This is a genomic window from Reinekea marinisedimentorum (assembly GCF_004341165.1).
In the GTDB taxonomy this organism is placed as follows: Bacteria; Pseudomonadota; Gammaproteobacteria; order Pseudomonadales; family Natronospirillaceae; genus Reinekea; species Reinekea marinisedimentorum.
The window spans coordinates 229,449-241,427 of record NZ_SLZR01000005.1; the positions used below are offsets into that span (position 1 = coordinate 229,449).

7 protein-coding genes are annotated in these 11,979 nt (G+C 44.8%); 6 read left to right on the top strand and 1 reads right to left on the bottom strand.

Features of this window, described 5'->3' with window-relative positions:
• The first annotated feature begins 206 nt into the window (after positions 1-206).
• The 4 genes from BCF53_RS08200 (at position 207) to BCF53_RS08215 (ending at position 4,647) form a co-directional block, all read left to right on the top strand.
• A complete protein-coding gene (locus BCF53_RS08200) occupies positions 207-824 on the top strand; it encodes an NUDIX hydrolase (protein ID WP_132701233.1) in 618 nt (205 codons plus the stop codon).
• Between the two features lie 114 nt (positions 825-938).
• On the top strand, positions 939-1,922 hold the full coding sequence (locus BCF53_RS08205) for an LLM class flavin-dependent oxidoreductase (RefSeq protein ID WP_132701234.1): 984 nt from the start codon (positions 939-941) through the stop codon (positions 1,920-1,922).
• Positions 1,923-2,059: 137 nt separating this feature from the next.
• The gene (locus BCF53_RS08210) at positions 2,060-2,857 is read left to right on the top strand and encodes an HAD family hydrolase (RefSeq protein ID WP_207902675.1); all 798 of its coding nucleotides are present in this window, start codon (positions 2,060-2,062) and stop codon (positions 2,855-2,857) included.
• Between the two features lie 317 nt (positions 2,858-3,174).
• Positions 3,175-4,647: a sensor domain-containing diguanylate cyclase gene (locus BCF53_RS08215; protein WP_132701235.1), complete on the top strand. Its 1,473-nt coding sequence runs from the start codon at positions 3,175-3,177 to the stop codon at positions 4,645-4,647.
• A 346-nt stretch (positions 4,648-4,993) separates the two neighbouring features.
• On the opposite strand, the gene BCF53_RS08220 is transcribed toward BCF53_RS08215, so the two are convergent.
• Positions 4,994-6,847: an alpha/beta hydrolase family protein gene (locus BCF53_RS08220; RefSeq protein ID WP_165901851.1), complete on the bottom strand. Its 1,854-nt coding sequence runs from the start codon at positions 6,845-6,847 to the stop codon at positions 4,994-4,996.
• 648 nt (positions 6,848-7,495) lie between these two features.
• On the opposite strand from BCF53_RS08220, the gene BCF53_RS08225 reads away from it, so the two are divergent.
• Positions 7,496-8,713 (top strand): hypothetical protein, encoded by a 1,218-nt coding sequence (locus BCF53_RS08225; RefSeq protein WP_132701237.1) that lies wholly within the window; start codon positions 7,496-7,498, stop codon positions 8,711-8,713.
• A gap of 774 nt (positions 8,714-9,487) precedes the next feature.
• Positions 9,488-11,800 carry a hypothetical protein gene (locus BCF53_RS08230; RefSeq protein WP_132701238.1) on the top strand — a complete coding sequence of 771 codons (2,313 nt, stop codon included), beginning with the start codon at positions 9,488-9,490 and terminating at the stop codon, positions 11,798-11,800.
• The last annotated feature ends 179 nt before the right edge of the window (positions 11,801-11,979 follow it).

Sequence of the window (11,979 nt, forward strand, 5' to 3'; positions counted from 1 at the left end):
GGTGGTAGTTATACTTCTATCAGGAATAATTACTTTATTAGTAAGTAAAGTGGTGCTACGGCCTAAACATTAATAAGCTGCAGCACTGTCGTTGAACTTCGCCCGATAGCTAAACTGCACAATTAACCATTGGCTGGATTTATGTCTGATAGCTAATTATTTAGCCACCCATCTTAAAATTTAACAAGCGCTTCACAGGGGTCATTTTGAGTAAATGGATTGAATGGGCAAAGCAACTTCAAGCATTGAGCCAAGCTGGCAAAGTGTATTCCAAGGATAAATACGATCTTGAGCGCTTTGAAAGCATAGCTGATATATCGCATCAGATGTTTGCCGAACTGGGTGATACTTCTCTGCAAAGAGTACAAAATCTATTTATCCCTGAATCGGGGTATCCAACCCCAAAAATCGATTTGCGAGCTGGTGTCATCAAGAACAATAAAATTCTTCTTGTCCGTGAACGCGAAGATAACTGTTGGACACTACCTGGTGGCTGGGCGGATGTGAGTGAAACACCATCGCAGGGTGTTGTGCGTGAAGTCTTTGAAGAATCCGGCTATACGGTAAATGAACCAAGGCTTATTTCTGTAAAGGATCGCGCCATTCATCCATATGTTCCGACTTATCCATTTCATATCTATAAAATGTTTTTTCTTTGCAACTTCGTATCAGGCGACCCTAAGGTAAATATTGAAATATCTGAAATTGGTTTTTTTGAGTTAAGTAACTTACCAATGCTGTCTATAAGCAGAGTATTACCAGAAGATATAGCGATGATGTTTGAACACCATAAGAATCATAGCTTACAGGTATCAGTCGATTGAATTCGGCCAAGCTAACAAACGCGTCAATGAGCACTTAGACTTACACTCCCATCACTTGTTTAAACAAATACCCGCCCCTATATAGAAAGCTACGTATTTCAACGTGGCGCTAATATGATTCCGTTTTCAATTTTAGATCTTTCTACCGTGGCTGAAGGTTATTCGGTCGCAGACTCTCTGAAGCAAACAGGCAAAATGGCCGTTGAAGCAGAAGCTTTAGACTATAAACGATACTGGTTGGCCGAACATCACGGCATGAAAGGTATCGCAAGTTCTGCGACGTCAGTTATTTTGGCGAATATAGGCGCAGCAACAAAGACCATAAGAATCGGTGCCGGAGGCGTTATGCTGCCAAACCATGCGCCGCTTGTGATTGCCGAACAGTTTGGTACGTTGGCAGAGCTATACCCGAACCGTGTCGATCTGGGTTTAGGCCGAGCGCCGGGTACGGATATGAACACCGCACAAGCACTACGCCGCAGCCTTCATGGCTCGGTTGATCAATACCCGCAAGACATTAAAGAGTTACAGGCCTACTTCAGTAATGAAGAACAGCCCGTTATTGCCGTGCCCGGTCAAGGCACTCAAGTACCGCTGTGGCTGCTGGGCTCTAGCCTTTACAGCGCGGAGCTGGCGGCGAATTTTGGTTTGCCTTATTCCTTTGCGTCTCATTTTGCGCCCGACCATTTACAACAGGCATTGCGTGTTTATAAAGAGACTTATCGGCCCAGTGAGAAAAACCCGAAGCCCTACAGCATGGCAGGCATGATGGTGGTTCTGGCGGATACCCAGGCCGAGGCTGACTATTTATTTACATCCGTACAACAAAAGTTTATGCAAATGCGTACAGGTGGCAATACCCGCTTTCCTGCGCCGGTCGATTCAATGGAAGGGCGCTGGACATTGGCCGATAAACAGATGGTTAATCATGTACTGACATACGCTTTGGTTGGCACAAAAGACAGTGTGAAAGATAAGTTAACCAAATTTATTGCCATGACCGATATAGATGAATTGATCGTTTCCATGCCTATTTATAACGCTGATGCTCGCAGCCACAGTTTAAAGCTATTGGCTGAACTCAGAAGTAGCCTTTAGCCACAAAACTGTCCGTTTTAATAAGCACTTTTGAAGCTTTCATCTACCTCTGCTTCTACGGCATAATTCAACCGCCAGTGGTGCAAACGCCACTGGCATCAAAGCCCATACCGAACCCTAAAGCAGAGTAACCGCCCGTGAATCCTATCAAATTTATAGCCGCCGATATGGACGGCTCTTTGTTAAATGACGATAAACAACTGCCCGATGATTTCTATGAGGTATTCGAACAGCTAAAGGCCCGTGGTGTCATGTTTGCTGCAGCGTCGGGTCGTCAGTATGAAAGCTTATTGGAAACCTTCGAATCAATTAAAGATGAAATGCTGTTTATATCCGATAATGGCACTCTTGTAATGCATCAGGGGGAGGAGCTGCACAGCTCTACTATTGATCAGCAGAGCGTTAAACAGATCATCAACAGCATTCACCCCATTGAAAGCACCTACATCGTTTTATGTGGCAAAGGCATTGCCTACATTGACACTAAGAACCCTGAAGCCCTCAGCGAAATCCGGAAATACTATGCGAAGGTAAAGCACGTAGATAACTTGCTGCATGTTGACGATGAGATCATCAAGGTTGCCGTTCTAAACTTCAATGGCACCGAAAAGCATGTTTACCCGGTGGCCAGCCCGCTGTTTTCAGAAACCCTCCAGGTTGTCGTCAGTGCGCCTGTTTGGTTAGATTTTATGGAGAAATCCGCTTCGAAAGGTACCGCTATTAAAATTCTACGGCAGAGGTTTGGTTTCAGCTATCAGCAGTGCATGAGCTTTGGTGATTATTTTAACGATATTGAAATGCTCAAAGAAACGCACTTCAGTTACGCAATGGAAAACGCACACCCTGAAATTAAAAAGCTAGCTCGCTTTGTAGCACCCGCGAATAACGAGAGTGGCGTTACTCGAATCATTCGTGATCAAGTCCTGCAGGCGTGATTATTTAGCTTTGAGCGAATTCACAAACAAATAAAGAGCGCTTCTTAACTGGGCTGACTGCATTATAGTGATCACCCCACTACCTACTGAGTACTGTGTTATAAAGAAGGTAGAGTCCAGTTTAAGAGCCTTCTTCTCAGCCTAATTACCTAGATGTTTATAGCTGCTTCTTGACGCTCTGATTAGCTGTATCATTTAAAACATTCTAGACTGCACTGCACAGTCCCAATATTGTTGACTGCCGAGCATTTCAGCAGCTGTAGTAACGATATTTCAAGGGGATCAGAAAACCTCGATTATCGTTGGTACACAAACCTATGATCAAGCGTAAAAAGAGCCTTATCTACTGCGTTGTGTTTTGCCTGCTGATTGGCGGTATGACTCTTTATGAGCTGCAATACTCCTTATCACGGGAAGAAGCTAAAGCGGAAGAGCGCGTTGCAAGCACCAGTATCCTGATTGCCGAGTGGATAAAAGGCGCCTTTGCTGCTTCGGATTATATTCTCCGTGATATTGTCCTCACGGTGCCCGTTTCAGAGCTTCAATATCCAGCTGTCAATGCCGAGGCGCATGCTCGCATCTCGAAATACATCGACGACAAGCGTAAAACATTCCCGCATGCAAATGGTACGGGCCTGAATGATGAAAACTGCATTATGACGCATACCCCTGCCATTGTGGGTTTTGATGCCAGCAATCGTGAATGGTGCAGCGTGCCCAGGGATAATCCAGATATTCAAACCTACGTTTCAAACATGTTTACCAGCAATATTGGTGAACTGATGGTGATTCAAACTCGAAAATTCCCCGGAGAGGCGTTCACTGGGCTGGCAGGCATTGGCGTGAATTTGGATTTCTTTTCAACATGGCTCGAAAAGGTATCGGTCGACACCCATGGCGTGATAGCCATCTCTGATCAGAACCTCCGTATGCTGGCAAGAAAGCCCGCTAAGCCGGAAGAACTGGGTAAAAAAGTAAACGACCCATTAGTGGAAGCCTTCATTGCCTCCGGTGAAAGCTACAAAACTTTTCGAGACATCTCTCCGTTAGATAACGAACCGCGCCTGTACGGTATTCGCAAGGTTGAAGGGTTACCGTTTGTGGTTGTGGTTGGCGAAGCGGATCGTGACTGGCAGGCGGACTGGCGGCAGCGGGTTTGGTTATCTGCAGCTGCACTAGTTATCTTGTGGTCGTTGGCATTCTATACGCTTCACACTTACTGGGTACGGTTGAGGAGCTTCGCTGAACTGAACAAAGTCCGTGATGAGCTTGAAAGCCTCAGCCTCACCGATGCCCTGACCGGATTGGCCAACCGCCGTTGCTTCAACGATGTTTTAGAGGCCGAATGCCAGCGTATGCGCCGCCTAAACGCACCCATTTCTGTGATCATGATCGATGTGGATTTCTTTAAAGACTTTAACGACACCTATGGCCACCTGGCTGGGGATAAATGCCTGAAACAAGTGGCTGCCGTTATCCAGAGCAAACTCAAACGACCACAAGACCTGGCGGCCCGTTACGGCGGTGAAGAGTTTTGTTGTATTCTGCCAGAAACGGAACACGCGGGTGCAACCGCTATTGCCATGAGCATTAAGGATGAAATAGCCAGGCTGAGCATCCCCCACGAAGGCTCTGCAATCGGGAAATACGTTACCGTCAGTTTAGGTGTGGCTACGCTGGTTTGTGATCAGGCTGTTCATTGCGAAACGCTCGTAAAATTGGCTGACGAGCGGCTCTACCAAGCCAAGAAGAAGGGTCGCAACCAAGTGGTTTCAGATGCAGTCAGTTAAGTAAGTACCGTGAATTAAATGGGGTATCCACAGACACCTAATTAACCAAACACCCACCTAAAAGATTAAACTAACGTACAACCCTTCTCATTGCGGATCAGCTTGTATCGCGACAGCGATCAAGCTGCCAGACTCAATACGTTTTAATCCAATACCAATGATTTCAGGCATGTCTAAACTTCAGCCTGACTGAACTCTTCTGCTTAGTTCGATCGATTTTCTAAGTGAGTAGCGCACCACGTTTAGAAATCACTGATAGTCCGCCCCGATCAGGCAGTTTCTGCTTCAGTGAATCAAATTTACCAGCAAATACTCTAAAGCGTTTTTTCAAAGCTATGCGTTGGTTTTATTGTGCAATAGTTGCGGTGACGAAAAGATCAAGCGAGTCACTGCCACCGTCTAAATGTTCCCAGGTAAATGTCAGCGTGGCTGTAACGCTACTTCCACTTTCAAGCTCAGCAACGCTGTTATCAAAGGTAACGGTGAGTGTTTCGGTTGGGTAGTCGGCATCGAGTTCTATTTCTGGCTCTAGGTCGACACTAAAAGCGTCTGCATAGTCACTACCATTGAACTCCATTTTCTGGATGTCGATATTAGTAGGACCAGTAAACGAAAGTTCTATTTCACCACTAGCGGTGCTATCACCACCGGCAACTTGCAGCTGCAGTTCTTGTTCAGGAGAGGTGAATAAGTGGATAATCTCGCTGTAGTCGCTACTGGCGTAAACGTCGTCGTCGGTTAAGCTGAAATACCAGCCAGTAGTACCATCTGGCAACGTAGCGTCAATGCTATAGCTACCGTCGATACTCTCGGTCAAAGTGGCGGTTTCATCAAGCCAGTCGAGATCGCCGGTAAATCCGGTACCGGTCGTATAACGCAGTGAATAGCTGGTCAGCTCTTTAGTAGAAATAAAGTTCATGCTGACATCGTCGCCCGGCTGAGCATCTTCAGATAGAGAGATCTGTTCAAACCATGAAATTCCAGTGCTAAAAATACTTTCAGCAAATTCGTAGCTGTCTGATGGATTCCAGCCAGCCCCATGACCATGGCCCATATCAGGAATTAACGACACCATATGATCGCCAGCAGCAGCTTCATAGCTGTAGGCAAAACTGTCCATGCCAAAGTTATTGTCTCCGGACCAGGATAACCAGAGTGATGGCATGGTGGCGTTATCCATACGTACCATAGGGTCCCACACTTCCTTGTATAGAGTGTTATAGCTAAGCGTATTACTCCACCAGTTTTCGGCATCATAAAGGTGGCCGCATCCGTAGACAGGAATCGCAAGTGCGAAGCGATCGTCGAGCCCCATCACAGTACTCGTGATGACGCCGCCCCAGGAAATACCCATTACCCCGATTTTATCGGCATCAATGACATCAATAGAACGCAGTAAGGAGTTGGCTAAAATAGTGTCTGCTACGGCGTGATACATCCATTGGTCAGGCACATCGACATATAAGGAGGACCTTTCAGGGTTAGCGTCATTGTAGATACCACTGCGCGACGGACCTGCCCATTCATGCTTAGACCAGCCTCCCGTAGAACTGGCTTCATCTGTCTGACCTTCTACGGCAATACTTATGGCCGCATAGCCGCGTTCATTCCACTCCTCTACCCAATCACTATAAGCCGTACCACCACCGCCATGAACCAAAACCATTGCGGGAACGGGAGTTGTGATATCTGCCGGAATGCCGATCCAGGCGTAAGCTCGAGTTGAGTTACCTTCGTAGTCGAGGGCATCAAAAAAGATGGCTTGTAGTTCACCTGAACTTGTATCAATTGCTAATTCATCACCGTTCTCATCAAAAACGTCTGGGGCTTCGGTTAATTCACCCAAGGCAACGACCAGGGCGCCCTCACGACTGAGAACCGTTAAACTCGCGGTCGCGGTATAGTTATCGTTAAGGTTAATCTGCCAGCTGTAATCGCCAATATCGGTTTCTGTGGGCGTTCCATACAGGTTGCCGTCTGTGTCGATGCTTAACCAATCCGGAGCATTGTTCATGCTGAGATCTAACTCAGTTAAGCGGGTGTCATAAGCTACATAGTCATAAAGGTTGGCGGAGTAGGCAACTTCTTCCTCAGCATTCTCGAGTGTTAATTCGATGCTGGTCACTTCAGTATTGTCAGCTTCATTAAACGAAGCTACATTACAACCGACAATAAAGCTGCTGAAAATAACTATTAACATGGAGGTTCTATACATTTTTCACTACTTAAGAAAATTCAGTGTTTGACTTTCTACTTAGAAAGAAGACGACTTAGTGATCAATGGAAGTAGAAGCATTTTGAGTTGAAAATAGTACATTACGCTGAAAGAGTCTTATGTGTCTCATCTCACGGTACAACACTCACAAAACGACAAGCTGAAACAATCTACTCATTACTAGTGGGCCATGCGCAAAGTTAGGTAACGGTTCGCTTCGCAGGTCAGCGAAGATCTTCGTTGAAAAACCTTGAAATAGCGTCACTTTTACTGCGTTTTTTCGCCTTGATCTTCACTGAACTACTGTGCTCCTTAGTGACCAAACTTTACGCATAGCCCACTAGGCTAGCGATACTCCTATCATGAGATTTTCATAAAAAATATAAATTAACAGTGACAATCTATAGACTGGTCGTTTCCTTAATCCACCGCAGTGAACCCTGTGAATTTGGACAATTCTTGAAAGGCAGATAGCTATTTCACGCCCAGAGAAATCAGTATTGTTGTAATAATTTCCATACCTCAATTTCAACCTAATTAGAGCGGTTCACATTTTACACTGCATCAATGTGATAAGTTAATTTGTTCTAAAACTGACCGTGTATCGATTTAGTAGAATTACGAGGCATTTTCTTGATTAGAAGTATAAAATTAGACCTATCAATCTTATTTGTGGCGACTTTTACCCTGAGTTGTAATTCTGATTTTAGTCAGCTTGAGGTTGATAACCTGCACAGTGAAAATAATGCTAGCTGGTTGGCCGGGTCTTGGGGAGTAACCCAAAGAGTTGATGGTGGATACAAATTAGATGAATCTGCCGTCACTTCAGACTGGGTATCAGGTGCAGAAGAAATTGTTTCGAATCTTCCATCCGCTGGCCATGTCATTACCTCCTTGACTCACCCCGCCCACGCTTTTCTTTTTACAGTGAGAGAAAACAATAACATTGATGTTGCCGCAATCCATCCAGATATGGTACCTGAGATTGGTAACGAACAAATAATTTTTGATGTTATTGATGTTTACCGTAGTGCTGGCAAAAAGGTGATTTTGTATCTCAATACAGCTGGCCCATCTATGATTGAAGATACCGACCCGGATAATGAAATTGAGATAAAAGCAGCATGGGAAGATTATTATGAATCCGAATGGGATGGTGACGAAGGAGCGGCCTGGCGCCATTTAGTATTGGGTTATGTTGAAAGGTTTGATGGTTTAGTTGATGGCTATTGGTTAGATAACGTTAATAACTTGCCTGGCAAATTGTCCGACTTCATCGCGACACTACGTAGTGTCGACCCAACGTGGGCAATTGCAATTAATGACGGTAAAGAGTATTTCACTGACGATGCAGGAGATTATCTTTATGTTGATACTGATGGTGTGGATGATGAAGATGAACGTGATTACAAAATTGTAAAACATGAAGTGATAAATGAATATATGGATTTCACAGGTGGCCATATCACACCCTTGGGTCAAGGTGCTCCACCTAATTCCTGGGCATATGAAGAGTATACGATTCCAGATATGGTAGAAACGCCTTGGGATACATATGATGGCATCAACTATGCACTTAAGCATGCCTGGTTTCCAATAAGGAAAACGTGGAGCAACGCATCGTCCGATCTTGTTTTTGAGGAAGAGCAAGCCTATCGTTTTACTCGAACCATTATTGATGCTTTCGCTGGCATAACTTGGTCAACTACCCAAGTAGATGGTTATATGAGTACCGATGAAATGGATATAATGTTAGAAATTGAATATAGACTGAGCCAAGTACCAAAAGTAGATTATACAGCCTATGAAAGACCGGAAGGCGCTTACTTAGTAGGTGAGGATCTACAGTAAACTGATTTCAAAATTTAGAGTGTTAAGCGAGCGTTAGGGGCAACAGTCATCTGTTACCCCTAGCTAAATTTTCTGAACAACTAAAAGCCAACATTCAGCTATTATTCATAGGTGCCTCAATTCCGAAGCCGTATTGATGTTATTCTATAAAACAACAGTACCGGCCCTAGTGGGCCATGCGCAAAGTTAGGTAACGGTTTGCTTCGCAGTTCAGCGAAGATTCAAGACGTGAGTTAACCAGACACCCATCTAATTAATCGAACGCCTAGCCGCATAGCCTTCTCTTTATCAGAAGGCTTGCGCAGCGCCAGCTACCAAACCGCCTGCTTCAATAAGCCTTATGCCAAGCTCGATGATTCGGGTATGCCAAAACGTCAGCCTGACTGCGTTTTTCAGTTTAGAGAGCGGCATCTATAAGTAAGCAATGCACCAATCGTTAGTATTCGCTGATAACCCAGATCAGGTAACTTCGGCGTCAACGAATCCAGCCTTCCGGCAACGCCTTTAACGCTTTTCTCAAAATGAGAATTCAACTTCAAAGCCCACCACCTTTTAACTACGAAAGGCCTCATTACCAATCTAACGGCAGCACGCTAAGCGTACATTTTTAATATCGGTTAAAAACTACGCGCTTGTTCTCATATTTTAATGTTTGATTTCAAATATGAGATGCCGGTCTAAATACAACTTTCAAGAAATAGTAGATTTAATGTGGATTTACAATGGCGATTTTGAATAGAAATCGGTTAGCTTTCAATGTTCAGGGAAATGATTATGAAGACTATTTTGAACGCTGCACTTTTAATTGCGGTGGTAAGTGGATTAGCAGGGTGTTTGGAAGCACAGCAGGATTTAGAAAATATCATTTCTGATATAACCGATTCGGAAGAGGTATCTCCTGATTCGCCCTTTCAAGTGAATGAAGGGTGGATGCATTTTTCTCAATCGGAGGCATCAGGTGTTTTAAGTGCTACTTTTGAGGTTCGGCCTGGCAGCCTTAATATGGATGGTGTGATCTCTCTGTCTGAGAGTGATATTGATGATTCTTCCGCGGCAATTGCGAGCGTTAGGTTTTCACCCAGCGGCCTAATGGAAGCGCGAGATGCAGATGAATACCGCGCCGATGTTGATTTTACTTACATCGAGGATCAATGGTATGAAATTAAGATAGATGTTGATTTTACAACGAGAACCTATGATGTGAGTGTGGCCCTTAAGGGCAACTCGTTAACCTTGCTTGTGCAGGGGGCTGATTTTAGATCGGGCTCGGAGGCTATTTCTTCTGTGTCTTATGCCTCGCTTTGGACCTCGGGTATAATAGGTTCTTTAGAGCTTGGTAGTCTTGTCTGGGATGCGGAGCAAGTGGATGTGGTCGATTCAGAAACCATCGAGCCAGACTATAGGGCTGATAATGAATGGGTTCATTCCAACCAAAATTTGATTCAAGGTGATATGACCACAACATTTTTGATGCGTGCCGAATCCGCACAAATGGATGGTTTTGTTGCGCTCTCTTCTGCTGCAGCTGATGACTTTGATGGGCTGTTAGCAACCGTTAGGTTTGCACCTTCCGGACAAATAGATGTTCGCGATGGCAGTGATTATCGATCGGACGTAGCTTTTTATTACAGTCCTGGTGTCTGGTATGAAGTGACCATTCAAACCAATGTTGTTTCGCGACTGTATTCGGTTTCTGTTGGCGAATATGCTGATGAGACAGATGCTGTTGATTTAATTGTTAATGCCGCTTACCGAACAGGTACGGATGAGACAGCAGGCATTACTAACCTGACCTTGTGGAGCGCTGATACTGGCGCTATTGAAGTCGCTCAATTAAGTTGGCCAGAAAGTGATGTTGTCGCAACAGACCCGACCGACCCAACGGACCCGGTTGATCCAGAAGACCCGGATGTAGAAACGCCCGAGGTATACGGTGATAAGTGTGAAATAGTTGAAATAGATGGCAACACACACTTAAGACATTATGAGTATGAATGGGTGGTTCAGGGTGTAAACCATAATGCCGGAGCTTACATTACCGGTGATTGTTGGATAACCGGTCCAGTCGTTATTGAAAGTGTAACGCCAGAGCCTTATTCAAACTCGAACGGTTCTATAGCAAACCCTGCGGCCGGGCCAGATACCTACCAGGGCTATGAGAGCGGCCTGGCACTATACGATGCAAGTTTACGCTTAAGTTTTCCTTATTCGGCTGAGGTGAATACCTCGATTGTCTCCTCATTAACTGATCCAACCTTTGAAGGGACTAATAACCGGCAAGGCTGGATAGTCTCCCACGGAATATTAACGGTTATTTCAACAATTGCCTCGGAAGGTCATTTCAGGCCGCCTTATTCTGATCCGGATAAAGAAGCGTATGAGTTTACTTTTTCTGATTTGTCACTGAGTCATATTCCAAGGGTTGATTCGGTGGGTGAAACAACACCGTCAGCGGATACGATCATTGAACAAACCATTCGCCCCTGGGTCGATCATCATTTTGAATATTTAGGCCGTGGACTTCATGCAATAAATAATATGCCGGGTTATGGAGGCAATTTAACCAGTACGATTGGTACGGCCTGCCTCGCCTCAGCGCTGGATTGGCCCGATGAATACCGGTTAGCACTGATCGCGAATATGGTTCAAATAGGTATTGATAACTACGGCATGATTGAAGTAGGTCAATATTTCCCGGCCAATGGCGGGCATCATTCTGGACGGCTTCTCCCTATTCTTTATGCCGGCAAGGCGTTAAATCACAGCGGTATGCTGAATGTAACCAGCCGAACATATCCAATTGAGCATGGTTTCGCCGAAAACTGCCAAACCTATGGTGATGGTCTGTATGGCATTCGATATTGTTCAAGAGGTGACGAAAGCAGTAATTACAGTTCGGTCAATTCGCCAACCTGGGTTGCTGAATCTTTATGTGCGCGGATGATTGGCGTTGAAGAGAACTGGGATCATCAACCCTTTTTTGATTATGTCGATAACTGGACGCAATCATCTAATTTCGGTGATGTCTATGACCCATATAATTATTTTCACAACGAAATGTGGTTGCAATACAACTCGGATTACTAATGGCTAAGGAACCTTAGGTGTGGTTTGAGCTCTTTTAATATTGCAATAAATAGGTGTCTTTTCGGATGGTATGGTGAGTTAGTAGTAAGCGTCCGGCCAACTCATCTGTTCAAGCTCGCCTAAGACCCTAATGATGGTGTCCACCTAATTTTAAGTGGACACCTCAATGGATCAGCTAA